The organism is Natrinema hispanicum, from assembly GCF_004217335.1.
GTDB lineage: Archaea > Halobacteriota > Halobacteria > Halobacteriales > Natrialbaceae > Natrinema > Natrinema hispanicum.
Window position 1 is genome coordinate 56,063 of record NZ_SHMP01000003.1, and the last position, 24,966, is coordinate 81,028.

Below are 24,966 nucleotides of genomic sequence, written 5' to 3' on the forward strand. Positions count from 1 at the left end.
CGCACCCGAACCATGCTCGAGTCCTGCGTTCAGAACGGGATGCGGACGTCAACCGCGACTCCTATTTACCGCGAGTGAACCGGCCACCGCCAGACGGCCTGCGACGAACTCCTGTCATACGGTCTGCTGTCCCGATGGGACTGCAATGCGGGTTGCGGTCCGACCGGCATTGACTGACAGGAGTCCGTATCACAGCACCGACCGAAAAAACGAGAGTGACCGTGTGCGATTACGTAGCGGTGAACCCGAGGTCGTTTATTGTGTCGGTGAGTTTCGGGAGGTCGAGAGTATCGTCACCCTCAATTTCGACTGTTCCTTCGATGTGGTTTGCGCTGACGCGCGTGACACCGTTGGCGTGGCGCAGTTCGTGCTGTATCGTGTCTTCACAACCGTTACACATCATGTCAGAAACTTGAATCTGGTGGACTTTTGCTGTTGCCATGATCGCAGGAATACACGCCAAGCACTGATATAAAGCTATCATATGACGAATATACAACACGATCGGTCAATCTGCCGCCGACGAGCCGACGTATTCACACACCACTCTCGTCAAAGCGTCTTCCCTCGTGGACGGCAACGAGCTTGCGGTCAGTGGGTCATAGCGGTATAGCGGTGAGGGTGCCAAGCCCCGCCCTCACGGAACCGCCAAAGGCGAGTCGGTCAGGGTCGGTCACACGGCGCTCGTTGGTTTGGGAACACCACCAGATGATGTGGGGCACACTCACAAACGCGACGGGGGCGTCCGTCGATCGATGTCGTCCGTGTCATACGGCCACAGCAGTACGGACAGTGACGATGCCAGTTCCAGGTCGCTGCGATGGAAATCGCCAGAAGACATAGACCTCCAACAAGAATCTTGGTCCACTGTGAACTCTCGGCCGTCTCGAGCGGGGTGAAATCGCAAGACTGCGGCCTAATCGGCGTCTGCTGCAAATCGACAGGAAAGGAAGTCCGCCCTCCCCGATTTGAACGGGGGACAAGTCGATCTACAGTCGACTGCTCTACCAGTCTGAGCTAAGGGCGGGCACTTCGCACTCAAACGTAGCCGCCGTAGGGCACATAAGGGTTATTATTCGAGACGGTGAGAACGTGTCAGTTTCCGTCAGTAGCACCATGATTGATATAGATGGCGTGATAAGACGAGAGCAATTCACCGATGAGCAAGATCACGTTCCGTGCCGATGACGACCTCGTCGCGCAACTCGAGGCGCTCGAGGCCTCGAAAAGCGAAGCCATGCGGGAGGCGCTTCGCGCATATCTCGAGGACGAGGTGACTCGGAGCAGCGACGCACGCTCCGATACGGAACGGACACAGGCGGGTGCGATCGACGATCTCGTGCGCGATCACGTCGACGAACGACTCGACGCGCGATTGCGGGAGGTGGGACTCGATCGCGCGAGCACGCGAGCGCGTGGATCGACATCGCCACACGATGTTACCATCTCGATCTCGCTTGACGGTTCGACAGACGCGTCGGACAAACTGGACGCGGTCGACATCGACCGGGCGCGTGAGACGGCAGATAACGATCAGCGATCGGCACAGTCACCCGAACCGACAGCGTCCCAGCCACGGGACGACAACGTGCAGTGCAGTCAGTGTGGCAACCCCCTCGAGGGCGACCACGTCTACTGCCCCAATTGCGGCGAAAAGGCGTCGCGGCGATTGTTCTGTGAGTGTGGCGACGAGATTCAGTCAGACTGGTCGTTCTGTCCCAGCTGCGGGCGTCGGACACCCGCAGCGGATGTCCTCGAGTCGGACAGTACGCAATACTGATCAGTGTAAGACGCTGAAAATCACGCTCAGCGAAAACTTTATTGTCCAAGACAAACATCGACTTATTCGCGTAAGACGGATTGTCTTACAGCCGTCGACAAGACGGAAAATCGCCCGACTACGGGCGGTTTGAACGTAAGACACGCCGCGTCTGACAGGGGCGCGCCACCGTCTTACCCAACGGGGAATACAACCATGGAGCGTGTGACACTGCGAATCCCAAAGCAGCAGATCGAGGAAGTAGAGCAATTGGTCGACTCGGGCGAGTTCCCGAACCGGAGCGAGGCGATCCGGTCGGCCGTCCGTGAGATGATCAACGAACAGGCGGACGGCCCAACTGAGCAGTCCGGCAAACGCAACTGGGCGAAGGTGTAACGATGCAGGATATCGTCCAAGACGCCTTAGAGAACGCAGAAGAAGAGGCCCGGGAGATGGACGCCTCGATGGACGGTGACGAGTTCGGGGACCCCCGGATCGTGATCGTTGGTTGTGGTGGTGCCGGTAATAACACCATCAACCGACTGTACAACATCGGCGTCGACGGTGCCGACACGGTCGCGATCAACACGGACAAACAGCACCTCAAGATGATCGAGGCCGACACGAAGATCCTCGTCGGCAAGTCGCTCACGAACGGGCTCGGCGCTGGCGGCGACCCGTCGATGGGCGAGCGCGCGACCGAGATGGCCCAGAGCACGGTCAAAGAGGTTCTCGGCGACGCGGACCTCGTGTTCGTGACCGCTGGGATGGGTGGTGGCACCGGCACGGGTGCTGCCCCCGTCGTCTCGAAGATCGCCAAAGAGCAGGGTGCGATCGTCGTCGGCATGGTTTCGACGCCGTTTAACGTCGAGCGCGCCCGCACGGTCAAAGCCGAGGAAGGCTTAGAGAAACTGCGCGAGCAGGCCGACTCGATCATCGTCCTCGACAACAACCGGCTGCTCGATTACGTCCCGAACCTGCCGATCGGGAAGGCGTTCTCGGTGATGGACCAGATCATCGCCGAGACCGTCAAAGGCATCTCGGAGACCATCACCCAGCCCTCGCTGATCAACCTAGACTACGCCGACATGTCCACCATCATGAACCAAGGTGGCGTCGCGGTGATGCTCGTCGGCGAGACCCAGGACAAGAACAAAACCGACGAGGTCGTCAAGGACGCGATGAACCACCCGCTGCTTGACGTCGACTACCGCGGCGCGTCCGGCGGACTCGTCCACATCACCGGCGGCCCCGACCTCACACTCAAAGAGGCCGAGGGCATCGCCGACAACATTACCGAACGCCTCGAGGCCAGCGCGAACGTCATCTGGGGAGCCCGCATCCAGGACAACTACAAGGGCAAGGTGCGCGTCATGGCGATCATGACCGGCGTCCAGAGCGCACAGGTGCTCGGTCCGACGACCCAGAAACAGGCCGACAAGTCCCGTGCGAGCATCGAAGGCGTGAGCGATACGGACTTCGACGCGAGCAATCACATCGAAGACGGCGGCTCCCGACGCGGCGCACACAGCGACGGTGGCCGCAACGAACTCGAGCGCCAGAACGGCGTCGACGTGATCCGGTAACCCGCACGCGGCATCTGACACACCACCGCCGCACGCGGCATCTGACACACCACCGCCGCACGCGGCATCTGACACACCACCGGATCACCGACGACTTCGTTCACCAGTCGGATCCCTTTTTGTGCGATAAGATACGAGGTCGACCGATCGTCTCATACGGACTACTGGCAGTCAGTTCCGGCGTCTCCGCGACCCGTCCTGCGGAGACGCCGGGACATCGGTACAGCAGACCGTCTCAGTATCAACTGCATCGGTTCACCGACAGTCGGACCGATAACGGACCTATCTTCGATAGGGTCGAAAGCCATGTTTACGGACGTATACGGGCGTGAATCGGTCAGAGCGCCTGTAGAATACTCGAGAACGAAGGCAGTGTATTCGACAGCTCGTCACGCCCTGTTAGCGTTCAAACCAGCGACTCGAGCAACGAACACTTCCGACAAACCTCGCGAGTGGTCGTCGAGCCACACTCGACACACTCCTGGAGGTCGGCCCCGTCGTCGCCGCTGAACTCCTCAGAGAGGATGCCCGCTAACTCTTCGTACCCCGAGAGAATCGAGTGACGCGTCCCGGGGTGGTTCTCCTCGAGCCCGTAGAGTAGTTGCTGGATCTCGCCGCGGTAGGCCTCACTCGAGTGGGGACACTCCGTGATGTGGGCGGGCAGGTCGTTGACGTGGGCGTAGAGCGCTATTTCCTTTTCAGGAACGTCACGTAGCGGCTTCGCACGCGGGACGAACTCGTCCTGTTCGTCACGTTCCGAGAGCGGGCCGAGGCTGGCGTCGAAGTGTTTCGCCATCTGCTCGACATCGCCCTCAAGGAAGTTCATCAGTGCCGACTGGGCCTCGTCATCGAGATTGTGGCCCGTCAGTAGAAGATCCGCCTCGAGTTCGTCGGCGTATCTCGAGAGGAGATCGCGCCGAAAGACGCCACAGTAGGCACAGGCAGCCATGTTTTCGGGGTCGTCTTCGACGACGTCGTCCATCCGGACGCCGAACTCCTCCTCGTAGCTGACGACTTCGTGGCGGATGCCGAGGTCGTCGGTGAGGTCCACACAGGCCTCGAGACTCTTGTCGCGGTAGCCCTCGATTCCCTCGTGGATTGTCAGTCCGACGAGTTCGATGCGAGGATCCTCGGCGAAGGTGTCGTGGAGAATCTTCGTGAGGACGACGCTGTCTTTGCCCCCGGAAAGGCCGATCACCCACGTCTGTGGGTTCTCGGGCGTCACGTCGTGGGGGACGAGATCGTCTCGTCGGACCCGTCGACGGACCCGTTTTTCGACCGACTCACGGAAGTGATCCGCACAGAGGTGTGCCCCCGAGTAGGCGGCGTGCATGATCGCCTCCTCCTCACACCGATTGCAGTCCATCGCGAAAGCGTTGCCGTCGGACGCGTATGTCCGTTTCGTCTCTTGGGCATCCCCACAGCAGCCCCTCGAGCCAACCGCGTCGGGACCACATATGACAATAAAAATGAGTTTCGACAGTGAGGACGACAACAGCACATGGCGACGTATGACAGGTCACAGCCGACGTCCTGCCGGCTGATCGACAGGTTCGATGGCGGCGTTGGCTGGCTCGCTCACCCCGATAAGGCAGGACGCCGCGCGAGTCACGCCATCCTCGGCGAAGAGAGTGACGTCTGGCTGTTCGATCCGCTCGATGCATCTGGCATCGACGCAGAGATCCGGACGCTCGGCAACGCTGCGGGCATCGTCGTCTGCTCGGCGTACCATGCCCGTGACGCAGCGGCGTTTTCCCGCCGCTTCGACGTGCCCGTGTTCGTCCCGACGTGGCTCGATCGGATTCCAGCGCAACTGCCGGGAGACGTGCCTATCGAGACCGTTGACGACGAGATTGAAACGTCAGGGTTTCGCGTCCGTAAAGCGAGTCCATTCCCCGGCTGGACTGAAGGAATCGCGTACCGACGGTCGGACGCGACGATGTACGTCCCCGATCTGTTGGGAACGGCACTCCCGTATCTCGCGGGCGGCGAACGGCTCGCCGTCTCTCCTCGTCCGCCCGGTTCCACCAACGGACGTGTTTGCAGGGCTTGCGCCGGAACGGATCCTCGTTGGCCACGGTCACGGTATCAGTAACGACGCCGCAAACGCGCTCGCCGACGCGCTCAAGCAAGCACGTCGTGGGTTCCCCCGAGCGACACTGGTGAACGGACGGACACAACTACGTGCGCTGGTCGACGCGCTCTGATCGCGCTCGCCGAACTCGGTCGTGTGCTGTTCAAGCCGGGACCGTCGGTCGCTCCTCGACGGCGTTGGACCCCTCCTCGAGCGCACCGAGGACGAGTTCGACGTACCGATCGCGGGTCGCAGCTGAGAACAGCTCGTGGCCGCCATCGTAGAGGACGACGTGATCGGCGGGGACGCGCTCGCCGATTGGGCGCAGGTCGATGACGGGATCGCGAAGCGAGCAAAAGACGACGGCATCGTGGTCGATCGTCAACAACTCCCGCTGTGCGCGGCGGGTTTCCCGGACGAACGCCGGCGAAACCCACGAGGGCAGCGTCGCGAGCTGGTGGTCGGTCGCCCGTTCGCCCATCGCATCCCGGTCCAGTTCAGTGACGGGCAGACACGGGAACGCAGTTGGGACCAGCGAAACCGCCTCGAGCACCGGTTCCGGGAACGCGTCACCGTAGCCCCACCACGGGCTCAGATAGACGTGGTTGTCCGCGCCATCGAGCGCCTGTGCGATAAGCGCACCCGCGCTGTGGCCGAGTAACTGGTACGTCTCGAGGTCGCGGACGTACTCGGCGACCGGCTCGAGCCAGTCGGCTTTGAAGTCGTCGATGTCCGTCGGGAGTTCGAACGCGTGGACACGATAGCCGGCATCGGTCAGCTGGCCAAGAAGCCAGCTGACGTTTTCGTGGGTCCAGCGGTTGCCCCAGCCCATAACGAAGACGAGGTCCTCGTCACCGTCGTCGTTGAAGATCCGGTGTCGCATACGGGTCCGTACATCGGACGGCGATAAAAATCTGCATGCGTGACACGATGGCTGCCGGCGCCACTGACAGCCCGCGCTCGGGCACGATGTCGACAGACGGGAAACCGTTTTGCGACTCGAGCGCCCACCACCGCACGATGAGTGGATTCGCACGGGACATGGCAGTCAACCGCCTCGAGCGACTGGTCAACACCGTCGAAGACGAGCGGCTGCCGGTCCCCGTTCGCGAGGTGTGGGCTGTCGGCGACGTGGCGCTGGGGCTCGATCCCGTCGAGCGACTGGACGTCTACATTACGAAGGACATCCTCATGCGCGACGACAGTGACCCGGCGACCGCCAGCGCTGACGACGCGGACCCGGACAGCCAGTTTCGCGACTCACATGGCATCGCGGGCGTCGGCAAGACCGTCCGGGCCGACTGGGCTCGCGAGTTCCCACAGTATCTCCGGGCCAACGCCAACGGCCACGCCGCCCCCGAGAAATGTCTCGCCGCCCACCTCCTCGAGGACGACGAACCGATCCACCTCGAGGTCTGTAACGCGCCGTTCGAGGACAACGTCACCCAGCGGCTCCGTGGAGCACAACTGCGCGAGGACTACACGCAGTTGCTCGATCCCCGTGGGGTCTGTCTCTGGGCCGACGGGACCAGAAGCGACGACGCGTTCCGAAAACTCCGCGACGGCGAGTTGGCGTTGCCGACGCTGTCGCGCGCACTCGAGATGCTCGGGCTGGACGGCGACGAAGCCACCGACGCTGCACGGGAACTTCATGCCTGGCGTGATCGGCAGGACGGCGTGACGGTCCGTGGAGACGTCGTCTAAGACAGACTGCGAGCAGTCAGTGCCGGTGCGACCACACCCTGCCACGGGGTGTGCCGGACACTCGGGACAGCAGACCGTCTGACGCGGTCGGTATCAGTCGGTCCTCTCCGCGAGTATGTTTTCGATCATCGATCGCGCGTCCTCGAGCCGCGCCGCAAGCATCGCAGAATCGATATATACGCGTCCTCCTTTTCGATCGTAATCAACAGGGTCGAGGTCGTCAAGTTTTGGCAGGTGTACGTGGCACAGTTCCATCGAAACACCCTGCCGGTCGGATACCCCATCGGCGACACTCGAGTCGCGCTCGATAACGAACTCGACGAGGTCCTCCTGTGTTACGATGTCCGCATCCGTTTGCATCATGTACCGACAGAGATATCGCCGACGCGGATGGTTCAAAACGTCGAACCACGCGTCGATCGAATTAGATCCCTGATTCCCCTCCGCGTTCCGGTTAGACATTGTCCGATAATGGACTAGTTTGTCGGATAGGTATATGGCGTAAGTATTCACGGCTTTTATGTAATTCATAATGATTATTGATTAGGGCCGTACCAAAACGGGCAAGGGAACAGGGTTCGTATCGGCACCAATCGTTGATATGCTGCTCACGACATTCCGGATTGACTATCCTATTCTACGAACGGCGCTCGCACACGCACCCGATATCGAGATCACGTGGGAACGGTCGGATCTCACTGGAGACGGGACACAGCAACTGCTCGTCTGGGCGGACGGTCCCGCGTTCGGTACGTTCGAAGCCGGGCTCGAGGCAGATCCCACCGTCAAGCCGCCGGTGCGGGTGGTCGAATTCGACGAGCAACGGCTCTACCAACTCGAGTTAACTCCCGAGGGACGTCGCGCGAGCGTCTATCCGACGGTGGTCGAGACGGGAGCGATCTTACAGGATGCGACAGCGACCGAGAAGGGATGGGACATTCGCGCTGCGCTCCCGGACGAAGAGACGCTCGATCAGTACCATGCGTTCTTTACGGGCCGTGACTTCGACGTCGAGCTCAAGCAGCTGTACGAGGACTGGTCCCCGAACCACAGCTCGCAGTCGCGATTCGGGCTGACGGATCGACAACACGAAATCCTCGTTGCGGCCGTCGACGAGGGGTATCTCGACATTCCGCGCTCGTGTTCGCTCGCCGAGCTCGGAACGCAGTTCGATATCTCGTCGAACGCAGCGTCGGAGCGGTTCCGCCGCGGGAGCAAAACACTCATCGAGAACACGCTGTCCCCGGACGACCAACCCACGTAACCGGTGGTCGGTCGCCCGAACTCAGGGTTACGCGATGTCGACGCGAGTGAACCACAGCTGGGCAGCGACGAAGAGGGCGACAGTCATCGCAACGAGGATTCCCGCGTCGGCGACGTTATACGTTCCCTCGAGTTCGATCGCGGCCATACGAGGACTTGATGAGAGAACTACAAGACAATAGTGGCGCTTCTCGCTGCGTTAGGGGACGCGGCCGACCGTGACGTGAAACGGCACCGATTCCGCGCGGCGATACTCGCGGGTCTGCATCTGCTCGATTACGTCCCGTCCCATCTCGCGCCACGCTCTTCGGAGATCGTCGTACTCGCGTTCGGTCAGCGCACCCGAGAGCATCGTCTCCCGGTCATCAGCCAGTCCGTCGCCGGTCGCTTTCCGGCGGGCGGCCCGTAACGCGGCGTCGCTGTATGGCGGTTCGACCGTCCGCACGTGGTCGTACCGTCGGGTTGCGAGTACATCGAGACCGGCCTCGGCGAACGCTTCGCGGGCGTCGGCCCCGAGCGCCACGTCCGTACTGACACCGTCGAGATAGGCCCGCCGGGCGCGGCGCTCGAGGGCGTCTTCGACGTCGACGCTCGAGTGGACCTCGACTGCAGCGTTGTCGGGTTCGACGGCCGCGACGAGGTCCCTCGAGACGCGGGCGAACTCAGCCAGTGCGGCCGCAGGCTCGGGCAGATTGATTAGCAAGGCCTGACAGACGACGAGATCGAACGTCTCGTCGGGAAACGGTAACTGGTAGGCGTCGCCGGCGACGACGGGGACGTACTCGGCGGCGGCTGCGAGTAGTTCTGGATCAGCGTCACACCCGATCACCTCGCCGGGCGACTCCGCGGTGAGGACGCGGCTCAACTCGCCAGTTCCACAGCCAACGTCCAGAATCCGGTCGCGAGAGTCGAGCTCCAGTGGCTCGAGTGCATCGCGAGAATCGTCCCACATCCCCTCACGGGTCCGGCTGAGGTAGTCTTCGGAGAACTCGCGCACGACAGCCGCTAGCGACGTCTCGAGTAAAAACGAGTCGATCCGGCCGTCCTACTCGTCGTCGCGCAGCTCTTTGACCTTCTGGATGTTCCACGCGAAGCCGCGACCGTCTTCGGTCGGCGTCTCGAGCGCGAAGGGGAGATCCCGCAACTCGGGATGGTTCACGATCGCCTTCATACCGTCCTCGCCGATATAGCCCTCGCCGATGAGGGCATGTTCGTCCTTGTGAGTGCCCACGTCGTGTTTCGAGTCATTGAGGTGGATATACTCGAGGTACTCCAGGCCGACCACGTCGTCGAATCGGCCGACGGTCTCGTCGACGGCCTCGGGCGTGGTGAGGTCGTTGCCCGCGACGAGCGTGTGGGCGGTGTCGATACAGATGCCGATATCGGTCTCGGTGCGGTCGATGATTCCTGCAAGGTGGTCAAACTCGCCGCCGAGTTTCGTGCCGCTGCCCGCGTCGGATTCGATCAGGATCTGCACGTCGTCGGGCACCTCGAGATCGTCGATGACGTCGGCGGCGTTGTCCAGTCCACCTTCGACACCCGCGCCCGTGTGCGCGCCAAGGTGGACGTTGACGTACGGCACGCCGAGTTTGTCGGCGGCATCGAGTTCGGCCTGCATGCTCTCCATCGACTTGCGTCGGAGGTCCTCCTTTGGCGTACAGAGGTTGACCAGATACGAGGAGTGGATCACCCACGGTCCCTCGAGTTTCGCGTCGCTTTCCTCACGAAAGCCGTCGGCGGCCTCGTCAGAAATATCGGGCTGGGCCCAGACTTGCGGCGACGTCGTAAAGATCTGGCCGCAGTTCCCGCCGAAGTTGACTTGCCGGCAGACAGCGTTGCGGATGTCGTCGTACGGTGGTTTCTCGTCGTCGGAGGAAACGCGCGTTCCGGAGATCGAAACGTGTGCGCCGACCTTCATCGTCATGGATTCCCGTCAGTACCGGGCCGTGATAGGTACTTCGGAGCGGGGCGAACGGCGGGTCTGTGTCACCCCTCGCCGGGCTCGAGCACTTCGCGATCGCGAACCCACGCGTCGCTGCCGAACTTCCGGTCGGCCAGTTCGCGAGCGGCCGCAAGCTCGTCGTCGCGCCACGTCGAGTCGGTGGCGTCAACCCAGTCACCCAGCGCTCCCGCGACCGCGTCGACCGCTGTGTCGCGGTCGATTCCCGTCTCGTCACGAATGCTCGTCACGCGATCGGTAAAGGTCGATTCCGCGAGATCGGTATCGAAGACGCCAACGTGGGCCCGGGGCTCGAGATTGTAACTGATCGACCCATGCTGGATGACGACGTCGCGCTGGCGGTACTGGGCGTTCCCGCTGATTTTCTTGGCGTCCGCGCCTGCAGCCGCCGACGCCACGATGTCGTGTGCCGGATTGATGTCGCGCAGATAGCACGACGGCTGATAGATCGATGCCTGTTCGGCCGATGCGAAGGCCGCGTCGACGCCCATCCGGTCGAACGCCTCGAGGACCGGCTCGCAGAACAGTTCGTAGCAGTCCATCAGATCGCCCGGTACTTCGTCGGCGGGGGCGACGATCGTATACGAGATGTCGGCATAGCGGTCGTGGTAGATCCCGCCGCCGCCGGTCTGGCGGCGCGTGACATCGATCCCTTCCCGCTCGCAAAAGTCCCAGTCGACGGTATCGGCGTCCTGTCGATACCCCAGCGAAAGCGTGCTTGGCTCCCACGAGTAGACGCGGACAGTCCGCAGGTCGTCTTCGAGTGCCGTCCGCGCGGCGATCTCCTCGAGAGCCATCTGCGTCGCGCCTGCGCGGGGCTCGTCCCAGATCAGCCGCCACTCCCGATCGGCAAGCGTCGTCATAGCCGACTAGACGGGGACGATGTGGAAAGCGATTCCGACCGCCGCTGCTGAAGACAGGCGCGTCAAGAATAATCGCTTGGATTCCGCGGTTCCAATCATTTAATCTACGTCAATCGGCTATCTGCTGAGTTGCTTTATGTCTGTTTACCAATACAGGCACCGTTATATCCACATTTCTGGTTCAAAGAAAAATTATAACATCCGAATACATACGTCTACTCACAGATGCCCTCCCGCTATAATCGGCGTACTGCCCTGCAAATGGTAGGCTCATCCGTCGCGCTTGCACTTGCCGGCTGTGTCTCGAACCGAGGCCCTGAAAGATCAAACAAGCCCCTCAATCAGACCTCAGCACCGATAACGACGGATGATGTTAAATTTGATATGAGAGTGGAGAAACAGTTCACAGACAATCATCCTGCGCGGGTTCACGCCGCCCTGACGAACACGACAGAGATGCCGATGACTCTCTTTACAGGCGCAACGCCGCCATTCACATCGTATTTGAGCGGTAGGGCGTCGGATAAGAACCGGCTCATCCTTATTCCCAATGTCTCGGAAGACAAGAATCCACTAAATTGGACAGGTGAGACCGACCCGATCCCGACGACCGCCGAGAACCAGTGCTGGAACGTGACACACGATGTGGTAATCAACCTACTCGGAATGTCCAAGAAACTTGACCCGGGAGAAACCAGTAGCCAGCAGTACGCTGTGTACGGGTATCAAAACGAAACGTGTCTTCCACCCGGCACTTACAGATTCGATGAAAACACTACACTTCACCGAGGACGACCCTCGAAGGAGACTCCTACGTTCGGGTTAAAACTCGGATTCACACTTACGCTTAATAAAGAACAATCACTCTCAGTCAAGAGACACGAATCCACCGTTAGCAGACACGAACATTAGCTAGCAAGCTTGAACATGGTACAGACCCACATGTCACTTTATACGGTGTGTCCCGTGCTATCGAGGAGTGTCTGTCACTCAACCTACTGAGTTCTCTTTTGACCATGACAGGTATTTCACGTTCACCGTCAACGAGGTCTGGAAGTGAGATGCCCGCTGACCTCTGAGCGGCGGCGCTGTTCTGCTTTCCTTATTTTCGGCTGATTAGTGTCTGTCTCTGAATTATCGCCCTTGGTACCTCCTCACGATGTTTTCGTACGCAAGAGGTATGTCGAAAGGAATGTCGGTTCAATCGATTATTTGATTACATGCCTGCCTCCGAGCAGTTTTTGTATAGCAATATGAGGTTCAGACAGGGCAGAACAGCGCGAGTCAACTTTGACCCGACAGTAGCCTGCCGTACGCGAGTGGGTTTGCTCGCCGCGTGGAGACCGCGTCACGCCGTTTTTACGTACTGACCGGCTATCGGTCTCTATGGTGCGAAACGTCGCCGGATTACTTCCGGAACTCGAGGATGAAGACTTCTATCTCCTCTCGGGAGTCGAACAGGGGATGCGCTTTTCGGAGTGGGTCCAGCGCGAAAAGCTCCCGAAGTTCGCCAACTTGACCGAAGAAGAGGTCGATTACCGTCTCGAGCGCTGTCTCAAACGTGGATTGATCGAGAAGAAGACGATCCAGTACGAGGGGTATACGCTGCAGTTCGAGGGCTACGACGCCTTGGCGCTGCGGGCGCTCGTCGAACAGGACACGATCACGGAGTTTGGCTCGCCACTGGGCGTCGGCAAGGAAAGCGACGTCTACGAAGTCCGCTCGTACAAGCCGCTGGCCCTGAAATATCACCGTGAGGGCTATACGAACTTCCGGGAAGTCCACAAGGAACGTGATTACACCGCGGACAACGAGCACGTCTCCTGGATGTACACCGCTCGAAAGGCCGCCGAACGCGAGTACGACATTCTCGAGGAACTCTACCCCGACGTCGCGGTTCCACAGCCGATCGGACAGAATCGCCACGCCATCGTCATGGAGAAGATGGACGGCGTCGAACTCTCACGAACCCGACTCGAGGACGATCAGGTGCTCGGGGTTCTCGATCTGCTCGTCTCCGAAATCAATCGCGCGTACGCACATGGGTACGTCCATGCGGACATGAGCGAGTACAACGTCTTCGTCAACGAGGCGGGCGTGACGATCTTCGACTGGCCACAGGCGGTTCCAATGGATCACGAAAACGCCGACGAATTCCTCCGGCGTGATCTGACGAACATCGTGGGCTACTTCCGCCGCAAGTACCCCCAGCACGTGCCCGACGACCTCCCCACCGACGAGGTGGCCGACGCGATCTCCACCGAATCGTTCGAAACGGTTACCGATTTCGTGTAACGACCAGCTGGGTCGTCAGTGTCATTCGAGTACAGTAGGACCGATTTGTACTCACAGTCTCATTCTCGCTCGAGGTGGAGACTCACGGTATCGCTGTCCAGCAGCGTGGCAACCACTGGTTTCGCCAGCAACAGCGCCGGTCCAGTTGACCGGGCTCGAGTCGAGAGCACCATCCAGTCCCGATAGAGGCTTTTCTGAGCGAATTCCACGTTAGCGGGCTCGAGACGTGTCGTGAACGTCACGTGGGAGAAGCCGACATCGTGCTTTCATATATTGCATATCGATATATAGAATCAGGACTACGACGGGAGTGTCGTTCGACGTAGAACTCAGGCGGGCATCCCAGCAGAGCCCGGTCTGGCGTCGGCGTCGACGGGTGGCTCGAGGCTCCGAAGCTGGTCGTACGCACGGGCGGTGGTCGCGAGCGTGTACACCGTGACGACCGCGGCGACGAGTTGCGTGAGCACGAGGCTGGCGACACCGCCGAGGAAAATCGCCGGAATCCCGGCGGCTCCGTTGACGACGATCCCAACGAACAGGACGGCCACCCCCAGTCCGAACAGACGAAGGCGACGGCCGCTGGTCAGCGACCAGCTGCTGCGAAAGCCCTCGAAGAAGTGCTGATCGTCGACTGCGACGAAGACGCTCCAGTAGTAGAGGCTGACGAGCACGAACAACCCCGGAATGAGCAGGAAGACGCTGCCGATGGCGACGAGTAACACGTAGACGATCGTGCCGACGAAAACGTTGAGCGTGGCAACGCCGATTCGTCGGCGGCGGAACTCGCGGGGGATCGCCTCGGTTTCCGCCGACGCGAACGTCCGGAGCGCAACGATGACGGCCGCGATCGTCACGATTCCGATCACCAGCGAAACTAGTCCGGCGACGAGAGCGATAGCTCCGGACGCAGGCACTGTCCCAGTCGCAGGATCGAATCCGATGGCGGTCACGAGTGCGTTCAGAAGTGCGAGGACGGCGAATACGGCGATGAAACCGAGTCCGTTTCGCTCGGTGGTGCGGGAGAAACCGTCGGACATCACATCGATGATGCTAAAGGCCATACTGTGAAAATACGCGCTCGAGTTAGATATACATATACTGTTATCTAATTTCACAAACCCAAATTTCAGGGTTTCAAGATGGCCTGAAAGACAGTACTCGAGCCATCAGCATGGAATAATGATCCCTCACTTTGTCGGTCATGTCGACGGTGGTGTGGCAGGCGGCCAAGAACCGACATTCGTCCGGCGTTCGATCAACTCGAGCGACGATCGATCACCATAGTGGAACTACTGACGTACGTCACACTCACTGACTCCGGTGGATGCTTGAATTAATCAGCCTCGCATCCGTAGCATCACATATGAGTGCTAGCACAACACACGAACTCGATGGCGTCGGCGTGTGGGGCGGTGGCGTTACGGGCGGACTAGTCGCCGGTATCGCCATGGGTCTGGTGCTTCACTTCGGCGGAGACCAGATCGAACTACTCGGCGGCCTCGCAGCTGAACCCGAACTCGCAGTCGGTGCTGGCTGGGCGATTCACCTGATGATCAGCATCGTGTTCGGGCTGGTGTTCGCCACCCTCGTCTCGCGGCCGGCAGTCCAGCAACTGGTGACCGATTTCAGCGATTACATCATCGCAGGGCTCGTCTTCGGTGCCGTCATTGGCCTCTTTGCCGGAGGCGTCCTGTTCCCGTTCGCGATGGAACGTCTCGGGGTGGCTACGTTGCCAATGCCGTTTCTGCAGGTTCCGGGGCTCACAGCGGAACTGTTCGGCGCACTCCTGTTCGGATTCGGCCACCTCGTCTACGGGCTAGTGCTTGGGGCCGTCTTCGCGACGATCAACGGCATCGCGCCGAGCGGGGTCCGCGAGCGCGTGCCAGTGCGGTAGCGCGCTCGCGGAGTTCGAAGCCCTTATACTCGAGAGTTGGATAGGTCCGGTAGACTCGCTGGTTCGCGGGCATCAGCGGGCACCTGCACGGTACCGGACCGCAGGTCGGGATGTGATCCGCGGGGCATGTGCCCCGGTCGGGATTGAACCAGGAAACGCCCGCGGGTGAATACGATGGCAAAAAGCTTCTATTCCCACATCAAGGACGCATGGAAAGACCCCGACGACGGCAAACTCGGGGAACTGCAGTGGCAGCGCAAACAGGAGTGGCGCAAGCAGGGCGCGATCGAGCGGATCGACCGTCCAACGCGACTCGACAAGGCACGCGAACTCGGCTACAAGGCCAAGCAGGGCATCGTCATGACCCGTGTGTCGGTCCGCAAAGGGACCGCCCGGAAGGAACGGTTCACGGCCGGTCGGCGCTCGAAGCGTCAGGGTGTCAACCGCATCGGGCGGCGCAAGAACATCCAGCGCATCGGCGAAGAGCGTGTCTCTCGAAAGTACCCCAACCTGCGCGTGCTCAACAGCTACTGGGTCGGTGAAGACGGCTCGCAGAAGTGGTTCGAAGTGATCCTCGTCGATCCGAACCACCCCGCGATCGAGAACGACGACGACCTCAACTGGATCTGCAGCGACGACCACACCAACCGCGCGTTCCGCGGGCTCACCAACGCCGGGACGGCAAACCGTGGGCTCAACAACCGCGGCAAAGGTGCCGAGAAGGTCCGCCCGTCCAACACCGGCGGCCAGGGCCGCGCGAAGTAACGCGCGACAGCGAAACAGCCGCTTTCACACCGATTTTCTGTTATTCGAGCCGTCTCGGCGAGCAGTTCCCGCCGGTTCGAGTCGAGAGGTGGACTTATTCCATGGGCCGACATACCGCTGCGTATGGCACGGCACGTTCTCGTGGCAGTTGACGACTCGGAACAGTCGACTGACGCACTCGAGTTCGCTTGCGAGGAGTATTCGGACGCGACGATCACCGCCCTCTACGTGCTCGATCCGGGTGACTTCTACGCAGTGAGTGGCGTCGAAGGAACGGCGATGGCAAATTACGACGAGATACAGCGCCACCACGAGGAACGCGCCGAAGAAATCTTAGAAGCGGCTCGCGAGCAGGCCGCCGAGCACGACGTCGAACTCGAGACGGACCACGTCGTCGGCAGCGTCTCGCGGTCGATCGTCGACTACGCCGACGACAACGATGTCGACCACATCGTCGTCGGGAGCCACGGCCGGACCGGGGCGAGCCGGATCCTCCTCGGCAGCGTCGCCGAGACGGTGGCTCGCCGGTCGCCGGTCCCGGTGACGATCGTTCGGTGACTGAGACGGGCTGCTGTACCGATGTCCCGGTCGGACTGGCGGACGGTCGCGATTCCACTGACACCGACCAATTGTAGTCGATAAAACAGTTAGTGTTAGCGATCGATCACGGTCAGCGACCGCTACTGCTGGTCGAAAAGAACGGCAAGAAGCAGCGACGTCGCGGCGATCAGGCCGAGACGGTCTGGCTTTCCTGTTCGGACTCGGTCGAGCGCATGTCCAGATCGGCCCGCAGGGCCTCGATGGCGTCTTCGGGGTCGGTCTCGGAGTTGAAGACCCGGTCGAAGCCAAGTTCGCGGAAGAACTTGCGGGTCTCCTCGAAGTCGTCCTGCCCGACGGCGAGGTTCCCACCGATATAGGTCGTCACGTCGAGATCAGCATCGGCGATCCGCTGGTGGAAGCCCTCGCAGTCCTGTTTCGCGTGGCCGTAGAGTGACGAGACGAGTACAGCCTCGGCGTCGTTGGCGGACGTGGCTTCGACGAAGTCTTCTTGGGAGGTCTGCACCCCGAGGTTGACGACGTCGAATCCGGCTGCCTCCAGTGCCTGTTCCAGGATGGTAATCCCGACAACGTGAGCGTCCGAACCGATCACGCCGAGGATGACTGTCTTCGTCATGTGCGTACCACCACAAACTGCGGGCACCACCATAAACCTAATGATTAATAATGTGGCACTAGTTCACATGGTTCCCCCGCGAGAGTTACGTGCGAACAGCCGCGAACAGCCGTAGACGAGCCGCTCTTCGGGATACGCCGGTGAGTCCGATCACTCCTCGAGGGGGGATAGCGTCCGGGAGAACCAGCCGACCGGAAATCAGACGGTCGTGAGCGCGCCGACCGGTGCGTCGGTGTGGTTGCGGGCACGCCGGATACCATCTTCGCCGGCTGCGATGAGTGCGAAGACGCCGGCAACGTCGGCCTCGGCGGTGTGAGCGATGTCGAGCAGGAGCTCCTGTGTCTCACCCGATCGGATTAGGTCGTCGACGACGAGTACTGACTCGCCGGGGTCGATCGCGGAAGCGGGCAAATAGTAGGTGAGTTCGATCCCCGATTGCAGGCGCTGGCGGGCCTCGATGAATTCCTCGACGGCGGTTTCCTTGCGCTTTTTCGCGTAGGCACAACGGACGCCGTAGTAGCTCGCGAGCGCGGCCGCAAGCGTGATCCCGTCGGTCGCGGCGGTGAGCACGACGTCAGGACGCTCGAAGTTGAAGCCATTGGCCACGACCGGCGCGGCCAGATCGAGAAACGGCTGGTCGAAGACGGTCGCGGAGTTGTCGACGTACCCATCGTCGTCGACGCGAATGCGTGCATCGAGTTCCTTGGCCAACGCCTCCCGGCCGAGATCCTCGACGACCTCGCGCGCGCGATCAGTTCCGGGCAGGACGTGCCCGTTTACGTACCGGTTGAGATCGCCCGCTGGAAGCCCCGTTGTCTCGGCGAGCTCGTCATAGGTCCGCGTTTCCTTCAACATCCGCAACACGTCGACGGCCCGCAGCTGGAGGGCTGCCTTCTCGGCTCTGTTCATACAGATATGCACGATTCCGCAACTATGGGTATTTCGGTCCGATTTAATCGCTGAATCTGCACATCTATGTAGTCCCTTCAAGCCGAGACCGTCGTTATCTAGTCGTCGAAACACTCGACTCGAGCGCCGTCAACCGCGAAAAACGTGTCGTCCGGTCGCTATTGCAGGAAGTCAGGCTCCGTCCGCTGCTCGTCGCGTTCGGCCTCGAGGTGGGCGCGGAAGTCCGCGATTTCGACGTCGTACTCCTGATCCTCGAAGCGGTCACGCACTGAGATGTTCCCGTCTTCTTCCTCGTTGTCGCCGACGATGATCTGGTAGGGCACGCGGTCGTCGTGGGCCGCGCGGATCTTGCGCTCTAAGGTCGAGTCGCGGTCGTCGACCTCGACGCGGAAGTCGTCGAACTCGTTTGCGACCTGGTAGGCGTAGCCGAGGTTCGCGTCGGAGATCGGCAGCACGCGGACCTGTTCGGGCGCGAGCCACAGCGGGAACCGACCTTCGTAGTGCTCGATGAGCATCATGAAGAACCGCTCGTAGCTGCCATACAGCGCGCGGTGGATCATGACCGGACGGTGTTCCTCGTTGTCCTCGCCGACGTAGTTCAGGTCGAAGCGCTCGGGCATATTGAAGTCAAGCTGGACCGTCGGGCCGTCCCACGAGCGGCCGATGGCGTCCTCGAACGCGAAGTCGATCTTCGGCCCGTAGAACGCGCCGTCGCCTTCCTCGATCTCGTACTCGTGGCCGTGGGCCTCGAGGACGCTCTCGAGTTGTTCCTCGGCGCGCTCCCAGATCTCGTCGGAGCCGACCGACTTTTCGGGACGGGTTGCCAGGGCCATCTCGTAGTCGAGGTCGAACGTCTCGAGGACGTCCGTAATCATGTCCATGATCTCCTCGACCTCGCGTTTGATCTGGTCGGGACGAATGAACAGGTGGCCGTCGTCGATCGTGAAGGCCCAGACCCGCGAGAGGCCCGAGAGTTCGCCGCGTTGCTCCTTGCGGTAGACTTTGCCGTTCTCGGCGTAGCGGATCGGGAGGTCGCGGTAGCTCCAGGAGTGGTCCTGGAAGATGGCGGCGTGGCCGGGACAGTTCATCGGCTTCAGGCCGAACTCGTCGTCGCCGACGTCGAAGATGAACATGTCGTCCTGGTAGTTCTCGTAGTGGCCCGACCGGTGCCAGAGGTCCGTCTTGAAGACGTGGGGCGTCTCGACGTAATCGTAGCCCGCCTCCTTGTTCAGCGTCTCGACGAAGTCCTCGAGTTCCTTCAGAACCGTCTTCCCGGCGGGGTGATACAGCGGCAGGCCGGGACCGGTGACGTCCTGAATCGAGAACAGATCCATCTCGTTGCCGATCCGGCGGTGATCGCGTTTTTCGGCTTCCTGCTTGCGCTCTAAGAAGTCCTCGAGGTCGCTTTCGTCCTCGAAGGCCGTCCCGTAAATCCGGGTCTGCATCGTGTTATCCTCGTCGCCGCGCCAGTACGCGCCGGCGATCTCGAGCAGTTCGATCGCGCCGATCTCGCCCGTCGAGTCGACGTGCGGGCCAGCACAGAGGTCTTCCCACTCGCCCTGACTGTAGAACGTGACCGTCTCGTCTTCCTCGGCGAGTTCCTCGAGGAGTTCGAGCTTGTAGGGTTCGTCTGCCAGTCGGTCTTCGGCTTCGTCGATCGAAACCTCCTCGCGCTCGATGTCGTAGTCGGCTTCGATGATTTCTTCCATCTCGGCCTCGAGGTCCGCGAGGTCGTCCTCGTCGACATCGAGGTTGTCGAAGTCGTAGTAGAAGCCCTCGTCCGTCGGCGGACCGATCGCGAGTTTGACCTCCTCGGCGTCGTACAGCCGTTCGACGGCCTGCGCGAGACAGTGGGCCGCGGAGTGGCGCATCACGCGGAGATATTCGTCGGACTGGTCCGTGATGATCTCGAGTTCCGCGCCGTCGTAGGCCGGTTCCTCTTTGGCGACGAGGTCACCGTCGAGTTTGCCGGCAACCGTGTCGCTACCGAGGCCGGGGCCGATCTCGTAGGCACAGTCCTCGACCGTCGCATCGGCGTCGACCTCGAGTTCCGATCCGTCGGGCAGTACGACCGCTATCTGCTGCTGTGAATCTGATTCTGACATGGCTGTGGATGTGGTGAAAATCCCGGTGGCGTGTCCGCGCCGTCTCCCGCACACTGGTCGACCGGAGCCGACACAATACACGGTAGGTGGGAGTTAAAAACGGGCAAACGCCCCTGTAAAGCGGACACCTACCATCGTGGCTACGCGTAGTCTCGAGCGGGATAAAAGCATTGTGATGGGGCGTCACCGGCCGAACGGTTTTCGCTCCGGGTCGGCTACGTCACGTCGTGGGCTTCGATCCACCGGCCGACGACGATCCGCTCGAGGACCCGTTCGCGGATGATCCACTCGAAGATCCGTTCGGGAGTGATCCGCTCGAGGACCCGATCGGAGACGAGAGCGGTGGCGACGAAGATCTCGAGCGGACGTTCAGCGAGATTTCACGATCGACGCTGCTCGCGTTCGTCGTCGTCGCGGTGCTCGTTCATGCCGGCCTCTTCGGCGCGAGCCTCGGCATGATGCTGATCGGGTTCCGGAGCCAGTGGGTCGGCGGCAGCGCGCTCGCGATCAGCGGTGGGCTCGCGCTAGTCGTCGCTGTCGTGGTGTACCGTCGGTACAACCCCGCACGTGACACGACGCGGTGAGTCGTACTGTCTACTGTAAGTCACTGCCGGTGCAACCGCAGGGCGGTCGCGGTTGCACCGGTAAATCGTTACAGCAAGCCGTATCAGCCGTCAGTCCCGATCGGCCAGCAGCTCCTCGGCGGTGACGAGCGCCTCCATCTCGACATCCGCGTCCTCGACGTTCTCGCGGCCGCCCTCCTGTCGATCGACGACGACAAGCGCTCGCTCGACGGTCGCGCCGGCGTCACGGAGCGCCTCGATCGCGTCGACGAGACTCGTCCCCGTTGTCACGATATCCTCGAGGACGATGACTTCTTCGCCCTCCTCGAGACGGCCCTCGACCAAGTTCGCGGTGCCGTAGTCCTTGCGCTGCTTGCGCGCGATGACGTAGGGAACGTCGGCTTCGACGCTCGTCGCGGCAGCAAGCGGGACGCCGCCCAGCGCGACGCCGCCGAGTTTGTCGTCATCGGCGAGTCGCTCGGCGAAGGCCTCGGCGATCAACTCGAGACAGCCCGGATCGGTCTCGAAGAGGTACTTGTCGACGTAGTACTCGCTGGTGCCGCCGTGGGAGAGTTCGAATTCGCCGAACTGAACGGCGTCGGCCGCACGCAAGGCGTCGATGAGCGCTTGGTTCGTCATTACTCGAGAAGGCGGCCCGGACTAAAATAAGCGGTGTGATACGGGCTCCTGTCACTGGATTCCGGCACCGACTGACAGAACCGCATCTGAACCGGGACGTGGCTCGCGTCCTGACGGGTGCCGTCGAAGCTACCAGGGTTCGTTCTTCAGTCCGAGCTTGTACGCGATGACGTTCGTCGTCACGTGGAGAATCGGCGTCAGGACGACGACGACGAGGATGACCTCGAGCGTAAACCACGTTTGGAACCACTCGGTCGCCAGCAGCGCAGTCAGCGGCAGGGAGACGACGACGAAATCTAGCTGGTCAAGGCCGGGAAACATCGCGCCACGTTGGCGGCCGCTCCGGCGCTTGAGAAACGAGGCGAGGATGTCCCCGAGCATTGCACCGCCGGCGAGGCCGAGCGCCGCGAGGGGCTCGAAACTCGGGACGGCGAAGCCGAGGGCGTCGCTGACGGTCGGCTCGATGACGGTCAGGACGGCCGCGAGTGCAACGCCTGCGAGGGTTCCCATCGCCGTCCCGCGCCACGTCTTTCCGTCGCCGAGCACGCGCCTGTCGCCCCACGTTCGACCGCCATCGATGGGCCGACCGCCGCCGGCCAACACCGCGGCGTTGTTGGGGACGTAGGCGGGCAACATCGCCCAGAACGCGATTACGACTGTCTCGAGTATTGCCATATCCGGCGGGACGAACCGACGTGTCTTAACCGCCGGTGGTTCGGCGGGACGAGAGCCGGGTCGGGAAATCAAACGACGTGACTGCTGCGTGCCCGTTTCCGACGGACGTCGTGAGTCTGTAAACAGTATCTGTCCCTAACATACACGGAAAGCTTTTAACAATTCTGGTAGACTCCTTTTGGAGAGGGCTTGTTAGCATGCCACGAGAGCATATTTTCGACGAGGCCGAGTACGAGCGTCGGGTCGCTCGGACCAAAGACCGGCTGCGCGAGGCGGACCTCGACGCGATCGTCGTCGCCGATCCGGCGAACATGAACTATCTGACGGGCTATGACGGCTGGTCGTTTTACGTCCACCAGGCCGTCGTGGTCACGCTCGAGCGCGATGAACCCGTCTGGATCGGCCGTGGGATGGATGGAAACGGCGCACGCGCGACGACACACCTTTCGGAGGCGAGCATTCGGACCTACAGCGACGACCACGTTCACTCGCCGTCCGATCTCCATCCGATGGACTACGTCGCGGGCGTTCTCGAGGACCTCGCGGTCGCCGACGGGCGGATCGGCCTCGAGATGGACGCTTCCTACTTCACCGCGAAGTCCTACACCCGACTGCAAACGAACCTCCCCGACGCCGAGTTCGAGGACGCGACGCTGCTGGTCGGCTGGGTCCGAATCACAAAGTCAGAACAGGAACTCGCGTACATGCGCGAGGCCGCCCGTATCTCCGAGCACGCGATGCAGGCAGGGCTCGACGCCATCGAGGAGGGCGTCCCGGAGTACGAGGCCGCGGCCGCGATCTACGATGCCCTCATTACGGGGACCGAAGCGTACGGCGGCGACTACCCGTCGATCGTCCCGCTGATGCCATCCGGCGAGCACACCGGCACACCACATCTGACGTGGACCGACCGGCCCTTCGAGGACGGCGATCCCGTCATCATCGAACTCTCGGGCTGTCGTCACCGGTATCACTCGCCGCTGGCTCGCACGACGTTCGTCGGCGACCCACCTGACGAACTCGAGGAGACCGCCGAGATCGTCGTCGAGGGACTCGAGGCAGCGCTCGACGCCGCCGAACCCGGCGTTACCTGTGAGGCCGTCGAGAAGGCGTGGCGCGAGACGATCGCCCAGTACGGCCTCGAGAAGGAGGATCGCATCGGCTACTCGATGGGGCTTGGCTACCCGCCGGACTGGGGCGAACACACTGCGAGTCTGCGTCCGGGCGACGACACGGTGCTCGAGGAGAACATGACGTTTCACATGATTCCGGGCATCTGGACCGACGAGGTCGGCGTCGAGATCAGCGAGACGTTCCACGTGACGAGCGACGGTGCCGAAACGCTCGCCGAATTTCCGCGACAGTTGTTTACGACCTAACGCCGTCAGTTATCACGCCCATGAGCACGACCCCATCTACGGACGAGATGGCATCGGACGACGAGCTCGATTCGGCGCTGATCACCGCTCGCCGACAGCTCGAGCGTGCGGCGACGCACGTCGATGTTGATCCCGGCGTCGTCGAGCGCCTGAAACACCCGACGCGCGTCCAGCAGGTGTCGGTACCCTTAGAGCGCGACGACGGCTCCGTCGAGGTGTTTACCGGCTATCGGGCCCAACACGACGACGTTCGCGGGCCCTACAAGGGCGGGCTTCGGTACCATCCGGAGGTGACCGCCGAGGAGTGTATCGGCCTCTCGATGTGGATGACCTGGAAGTGTGCCGTGTTGGACCTGCCCTTCGGCGGCGGGAAAGGCGGTATCGCTGTCGATCCCAAGTCGTTGAGCGACGACGAGACCGAACGGCTCACCCGCCGGTTCGCCGAGGAACTGCGCAATATGGTCGGGCCGACCAAAGACGTTCCTGCACCGGATATGGGCACCGACGCCCAGACGATGGCCTGGTTTATGGACGCCTACTCGATGCAACAGGGCGAGACCATCCCCGGCGTCGTCACCGGCAAGCCACCGGTCATCGGCGGCTCCTACGGTCGCGAGGAAGCCCCCGGTCGGTCGACCGCGATCATCGCCCGTGAAGCCGTCGACCACTACGATCGTGACCTCTCGAACACCACCGTCGCCGTCCAGGGCTTCGGCAGCGTCGGGGCCAACGCAGCCCGCCTGCTCGAGGACTGGGGCGCGACCGTCGTCGCTGTCAGCGACGTCAACGGCGCGATTTACGACCCCGGCGGAATCGATGTCGACGCGATCCCGTCCCACGACGAGGAGCCGGAAGCCGTCACGAGCTACGCGACCGAGCTCGCCGACGGCGACAGCGCGCGCCGGCTCTCGAACGCGGACCTGCTCGAGCTCGACGTCGACGTGTTGATCCCGGCGGCCGTCGGCAACGTCATCACCGCCGACAACGCCGACGCTATCGCGGCCGACATCGTCGTCGAGGGCGCGAACGGCCCAACGACGTTCGCTGCCGACGCCATCTTAGAGGAGCGCGACATCCCAGTCGTGCCGGATATCCTCGCGAACGCGGGCGGCGTGACGGTGAGCTACTTCGAGTGGCTTCAGGACATCAACCGCCGCCAGTGGACGCTCGAGCGCGTCAACAGGGAACTCGAAGAACACATGCTCGATGCCTGGACCGACGTCCGTGCGGAGGTCGAGGACGGCGGGCTGACGTGGCGCGATGCCGCGTACGTGGTGGCGCTGTCCCGGGTGGCCGAGGCAAAGGAGACCCGCGGACTCTGGCCGTAGCCGACCGCGACACTCGCCCGCGCAGGTCCCT

Annotated in this window: 27 protein-coding genes and 1 tRNA gene; 14 read left to right on the forward strand and 14 right to left on the reverse strand. The window is 61.8% G+C overall.

The genetic code is table 11. The annotated features are described in order from the left end of the window. Window positions 1–229 precede the first annotated feature (229 nt). The gene (locus BDK88_RS00990) at window positions 230–442 is read right to left on the reverse strand and encodes a heavy-metal-associated domain-containing protein (protein WP_130498759.1); all 213 of its coding nucleotides are present in this window, start codon (window positions 440–442) and stop codon (window positions 230–232) included. Window positions 443–953: 511 nt separating this feature from the next. Then, window positions 954–1,027: transfer RNA gene (locus BDK88_RS00995), tRNA-Tyr, on the reverse strand. Between the two features lie 132 nt (window positions 1,028–1,159). Between BDK88_RS00995 and BDK88_RS01000 the strand changes: the two genes are divergently transcribed. From BDK88_RS01000 to ftsZ, 3 genes are all read left to right on the forward strand, one after another. Next, a complete protein-coding gene (locus BDK88_RS01000; protein ID WP_130498760.1) occupies window positions 1,160–1,780 on the forward strand; it encodes a double zinc ribbon domain-containing protein in 621 nt (206 codons plus the stop codon). A gap of 195 nt (window positions 1,781–1,975) precedes the next feature. Beyond that, a complete protein-coding gene (locus BDK88_RS01005; RefSeq protein ID WP_008011422.1) occupies window positions 1,976–2,155 on the forward strand; it encodes a ribbon-helix-helix domain-containing protein in 180 nt (59 codons plus the stop codon). A 2-nt stretch (window positions 2,156–2,157) separates the two neighbouring features. After that, a complete protein-coding gene (ftsZ, locus tag BDK88_RS01010) occupies window positions 2,158–3,345 on the forward strand; it encodes a cell division protein FtsZ (protein WP_008011420.1) in 1,188 nt (395 codons plus the stop codon). A gap of 406 nt (window positions 3,346–3,751) precedes the next feature. Here the strand turns inward: ftsZ and ncsA are convergent, their stop codons facing one another. Next, window positions 3,752–4,711, reverse strand: a complete 960-nt coding sequence (ncsA, locus tag BDK88_RS01015; RefSeq protein WP_130498761.1) for a tRNA 2-thiolation protein NcsA — start codon at window positions 4,709–4,711, stop codon at window positions 3,752–3,754. A gap of 135 nt (window positions 4,712–4,846) precedes the next feature. Between ncsA and BDK88_RS01020 the strand changes: the two genes are divergently transcribed. Further along, window positions 4,847–5,440, forward strand: coding sequence for a hypothetical protein (locus BDK88_RS01020; RefSeq protein WP_242611593.1), 594 nt, complete (start codon window positions 4,847–4,849; stop codon window positions 5,438–5,440). 142 nt (window positions 5,441–5,582) lie between these two features. On the opposite strand, the gene BDK88_RS01025 is transcribed toward BDK88_RS01020, so the two are convergent. Continuing rightward, a complete protein-coding gene (locus tag BDK88_RS01025; RefSeq protein ID WP_130498762.1) occupies window positions 5,583–6,302 on the reverse strand; it encodes an alpha/beta hydrolase in 720 nt (239 codons plus the stop codon). A 137-nt stretch (window positions 6,303–6,439) separates the two neighbouring features. On the opposite strand from BDK88_RS01025, the gene BDK88_RS01030 reads away from it, so the two are divergent. Next, window positions 6,440–7,123: a DUF7095 family protein gene (locus BDK88_RS01030; RefSeq protein ID WP_130498763.1), complete on the forward strand. Its 684-nt coding sequence runs from the start codon at window positions 6,440–6,442 to the stop codon at window positions 7,121–7,123. Between the two features lie 93 nt (window positions 7,124–7,216). Here the strand turns inward: BDK88_RS01030 and BDK88_RS01035 are convergent, their stop codons facing one another. Beyond that, window positions 7,217–7,585 carry a DUF7344 domain-containing protein gene (locus tag BDK88_RS01035; protein ID WP_130498764.1) on the reverse strand — a complete coding sequence of 123 codons (369 nt, stop codon included), beginning with the start codon at window positions 7,583–7,585 and terminating at the stop codon, window positions 7,217–7,219. Window positions 7,586–7,724: 139 nt separating this feature from the next. Between BDK88_RS01035 and BDK88_RS01040 the strand changes: the two genes are divergently transcribed. Next, window positions 7,725–8,387 (forward strand): helix-turn-helix domain-containing protein, encoded by a 663-nt coding sequence (locus BDK88_RS01040; RefSeq protein ID WP_130498765.1) that lies wholly within the window; start codon window positions 7,725–7,727, stop codon window positions 8,385–8,387. Window positions 8,388–8,585: 198 nt separating this feature from the next. Here BDK88_RS01040 and BDK88_RS01050 read toward each other — a convergent pair whose 3' ends face one another. From BDK88_RS01050 to BDK88_RS01060, 3 genes are all read right to left on the reverse strand, one after another. After that, window positions 8,586–9,383, reverse strand: coding sequence for a class I SAM-dependent methyltransferase (locus tag BDK88_RS01050; protein ID WP_130498766.1), 798 nt, complete (start codon window positions 9,381–9,383; stop codon window positions 8,586–8,588). A gap of 48 nt (window positions 9,384–9,431) precedes the next feature. Further along, window positions 9,432–10,304 carry a deoxyribonuclease IV gene (locus BDK88_RS01055; protein ID WP_130499758.1) on the reverse strand — a complete coding sequence of 291 codons (873 nt, stop codon included), beginning with the start codon at window positions 10,302–10,304 and terminating at the stop codon, window positions 9,432–9,434. Window positions 10,305–10,372: 68 nt separating this feature from the next. Next, window positions 10,373–11,209, reverse strand: a complete 837-nt coding sequence (locus BDK88_RS01060; RefSeq protein WP_130498767.1) for a lipoate--protein ligase family protein — start codon at window positions 11,207–11,209, stop codon at window positions 10,373–10,375. 225 nt (window positions 11,210–11,434) lie between these two features. Between BDK88_RS01060 and BDK88_RS01065 the strand changes: the two genes are divergently transcribed. Both BDK88_RS01065 and BDK88_RS01070 read left to right on the forward strand, forming a co-directional pair. Further along, entirely contained in the window at window positions 11,435–12,121 is a 687-nt protein-coding gene (locus tag BDK88_RS01065; RefSeq protein ID WP_130498768.1) for a hypothetical protein, read from the forward strand. 474 nt (window positions 12,122–12,595) lie between these two features. Continuing rightward, window positions 12,596–13,504 (forward strand): serine/threonine-protein kinase RIO2, encoded by a 909-nt coding sequence (locus BDK88_RS01070; RefSeq protein WP_130498769.1) that lies wholly within the window; start codon window positions 12,596–12,598, stop codon window positions 13,502–13,504. 329 nt (window positions 13,505–13,833) lie between these two features. On the opposite strand, the gene BDK88_RS01075 is transcribed toward BDK88_RS01070, so the two are convergent. Further along, window positions 13,834–14,565, reverse strand: a complete 732-nt coding sequence (locus BDK88_RS01075) for a DUF2254 domain-containing protein (RefSeq protein ID WP_130498770.1) — start codon at window positions 14,563–14,565, stop codon at window positions 13,834–13,836. A 302-nt stretch (window positions 14,566–14,867) separates the two neighbouring features. On the opposite strand from BDK88_RS01075, the gene BDK88_RS01080 reads away from it, so the two are divergent. The 3 genes from BDK88_RS01080 (at window position 14,868) to BDK88_RS01090 (ending at window position 16,721) form a co-directional block, all read left to right on the forward strand. Continuing rightward, complete coding sequence (locus BDK88_RS01080; protein ID WP_130498771.1) at window positions 14,868–15,398, forward strand: hypothetical protein; 531 nt, start codon at window positions 14,868–14,870, stop codon at window positions 15,396–15,398. 174 nt (window positions 15,399–15,572) lie between these two features. Continuing rightward, on the forward strand, window positions 15,573–16,163 hold the full coding sequence (locus BDK88_RS01085; RefSeq protein WP_092929794.1) for a 50S ribosomal protein L15e: 591 nt from the start codon (window positions 15,573–15,575) through the stop codon (window positions 16,161–16,163). A gap of 123 nt (window positions 16,164–16,286) precedes the next feature. Beyond that, window positions 16,287–16,721 (forward strand): universal stress protein, encoded by a 435-nt coding sequence (locus tag BDK88_RS01090; protein ID WP_130498772.1) that lies wholly within the window; start codon window positions 16,287–16,289, stop codon window positions 16,719–16,721. A gap of 169 nt (window positions 16,722–16,890) precedes the next feature. Here BDK88_RS01090 and glmS read toward each other — a convergent pair whose 3' ends face one another. The 3 genes from glmS to thrS all read right to left on the reverse strand — a co-directional run bounded on the left by glmS (window position 16,891) and on the right by thrS (window position 20,351). Continuing rightward, complete coding sequence (gene glmS / locus BDK88_RS01095; protein WP_130498773.1) at window positions 16,891–17,337, reverse strand: methylaspartate mutase subunit S; 447 nt, start codon at window positions 17,335–17,337, stop codon at window positions 16,891–16,893. A gap of 198 nt (window positions 17,338–17,535) precedes the next feature. Beyond that, window positions 17,536–18,246, reverse strand: a complete 711-nt coding sequence (locus tag BDK88_RS01100; protein WP_130498774.1) for a phosphoribosyltransferase family protein — start codon at window positions 18,244–18,246, stop codon at window positions 17,536–17,538. Between the two features lie 158 nt (window positions 18,247–18,404). After that, window positions 18,405–20,351, reverse strand: a complete 1,947-nt coding sequence (gene thrS, locus BDK88_RS01105) for a threonine--tRNA ligase (RefSeq protein WP_130498775.1) — start codon at window positions 20,349–20,351, stop codon at window positions 18,405–18,407. Window positions 20,352–20,578: 227 nt separating this feature from the next. Between thrS and BDK88_RS01110 the strand changes: the two genes are divergently transcribed. Beyond that, window positions 20,579–20,935: a DUF7322 domain-containing protein gene (locus BDK88_RS01110; protein ID WP_130498776.1), complete on the forward strand. Its 357-nt coding sequence runs from the start codon at window positions 20,579–20,581 to the stop codon at window positions 20,933–20,935. 90 nt (window positions 20,936–21,025) lie between these two features. Here the strand turns inward: BDK88_RS01110 and pyrE are convergent, their stop codons facing one another. Together pyrE and BDK88_RS01120 are read right to left on the reverse strand one after the other, a co-directional pair. Then, window positions 21,026–21,553 carry an orotate phosphoribosyltransferase gene (pyrE, locus tag BDK88_RS01115; RefSeq protein ID WP_130498777.1) on the reverse strand — a complete coding sequence of 176 codons (528 nt, stop codon included), beginning with the start codon at window positions 21,551–21,553 and terminating at the stop codon, window positions 21,026–21,028. 129 nt (window positions 21,554–21,682) lie between these two features. Continuing rightward, on the reverse strand, window positions 21,683–22,228 hold the full coding sequence (locus BDK88_RS01120) for a CDP-2,3-bis-(O-geranylgeranyl)-sn-glycerol synthase (RefSeq protein WP_130498778.1): 546 nt from the start codon (window positions 22,226–22,228) through the stop codon (window positions 21,683–21,685). Window positions 22,229–22,425: 197 nt separating this feature from the next. Between BDK88_RS01120 and BDK88_RS01125 the strand changes: the two genes are divergently transcribed. After that, window positions 22,426–23,607 carry a M24 family metallopeptidase gene (locus tag BDK88_RS01125; protein WP_130498779.1) on the forward strand — a complete coding sequence of 394 codons (1,182 nt, stop codon included), beginning with the start codon at window positions 22,426–22,428 and terminating at the stop codon, window positions 23,605–23,607. Window positions 23,608–23,627: 20 nt separating this feature from the next. Continuing rightward, window positions 23,628–24,935 (forward strand): glutamate dehydrogenase GdhB, encoded by a 1,308-nt coding sequence (gene gdhB / locus BDK88_RS01130; RefSeq protein WP_130498780.1) that lies wholly within the window; start codon window positions 23,628–23,630, stop codon window positions 24,933–24,935. Window positions 24,936–24,966: the final 31 nt, after the last annotated feature.

Coding starts and splice junctions, on each gene's coding strand:
- BDK88_RS01120 (WP_130498778.1), bottom strand. CDS start 22,228: ATGGCAATACTCGAGACAGTCGTAATCGCGTTCTGGGCGATGTTGCCC.
- BDK88_RS01020 (WP_242611593.1), top strand. CDS start 4,847: ATGGCGACGTATGACAGGTCACAGCCGACGTCCTGCCGGCTGATCGAC.
- BDK88_RS01065 (WP_130498768.1), top strand. CDS start 11,435: ATGCCCTCCCGCTATAATCGGCGTACTGCCCTGCAAATGGTAGGCTCA.
- BDK88_RS01085 (WP_092929794.1), top strand. CDS start 15,573: ATGGCAAAAAGCTTCTATTCCCACATCAAGGACGCATGGAAAGACCCC.
- BDK88_RS01060 (WP_130498767.1), bottom strand. CDS start 11,209: ATGACGACGCTTGCCGATCGGGAGTGGCGGCTGATCTGGGACGAGCCC.
- BDK88_RS01035 (WP_130498764.1), bottom strand. CDS start 7,585: ATGTCTAACCGGAACGCGGAGGGGAATCAGGGATCTAATTCGATCGAC.
- BDK88_RS01040 (WP_130498765.1), top strand. CDS start 7,725: ATGCTGCTCACGACATTCCGGATTGACTATCCTATTCTACGAACGGCG.
- ftsZ (WP_008011420.1), top strand. CDS start 2,158: ATGCAGGATATCGTCCAAGACGCCTTAGAGAACGCAGAAGAAGAGGCC.
- BDK88_RS01080 (WP_130498771.1), top strand. CDS start 14,868: ATGAGTGCTAGCACAACACACGAACTCGATGGCGTCGGCGTGTGGGGC.
- ncsA (WP_130498761.1), bottom strand. CDS start 4,711: ATGGACTGCAATCGGTGTGAGGAGGAGGCGATCATGCACGCCGCCTAC.
- thrS (WP_130498775.1), bottom strand. CDS start 20,351: ATGTCAGAATCAGATTCACAGCAGCAGATAGCGGTCGTACTGCCCGAC.
- BDK88_RS01125 (WP_130498779.1), top strand. CDS start 22,426: ATGCCACGAGAGCATATTTTCGACGAGGCCGAGTACGAGCGTCGGGTC.
- BDK88_RS01055 (WP_130499758.1), bottom strand. CDS start 10,304: ATGAAGGTCGGCGCACACGTTTCGATCTCCGGAACGCGCGTTTCCTCC.
- BDK88_RS01005 (WP_008011422.1), top strand. CDS start 1,976: ATGGAGCGTGTGACACTGCGAATCCCAAAGCAGCAGATCGAGGAAGTA.
- BDK88_RS01030 (WP_130498763.1), top strand. CDS start 6,440: ATGAGTGGATTCGCACGGGACATGGCAGTCAACCGCCTCGAGCGACTG.
- glmS (WP_130498773.1), bottom strand. CDS start 17,337: ATGACGAAGACAGTCATCCTCGGCGTGATCGGTTCGGACGCTCACGTT.
- BDK88_RS00990 (WP_130498759.1), bottom strand. CDS start 442: ATGGCAACAGCAAAAGTCCACCAGATTCAAGTTTCTGACATGATGTGT.
- gdhB (WP_130498780.1), top strand. CDS start 23,628: ATGAGCACGACCCCATCTACGGACGAGATGGCATCGGACGACGAGCTC.
- BDK88_RS01075 (WP_130498770.1), bottom strand. CDS start 14,565: ATGGCCTTTAGCATCATCGATGTGATGTCCGACGGTTTCTCCCGCACC.
- BDK88_RS01100 (WP_130498774.1), bottom strand. CDS start 18,246: ATGAACAGAGCCGAGAAGGCAGCCCTCCAGCTGCGGGCCGTCGACGTG.
- BDK88_RS01025 (WP_130498762.1), bottom strand. CDS start 6,302: ATGCGACACCGGATCTTCAACGACGACGGTGACGAGGACCTCGTCTTC.
- pyrE (WP_130498777.1), bottom strand. CDS start 21,553: ATGACGAACCAAGCGCTCATCGACGCCTTGCGTGCGGCCGACGCCGTT.
- BDK88_RS01090 (WP_130498772.1), top strand. CDS start 16,287: ATGGCACGGCACGTTCTCGTGGCAGTTGACGACTCGGAACAGTCGACT.
- BDK88_RS01070 (WP_130498769.1), top strand. CDS start 12,596: ATGGTGCGAAACGTCGCCGGATTACTTCCGGAACTCGAGGATGAAGAC.
- BDK88_RS01000 (WP_130498760.1), top strand. CDS start 1,160: ATGAGCAAGATCACGTTCCGTGCCGATGACGACCTCGTCGCGCAACTC.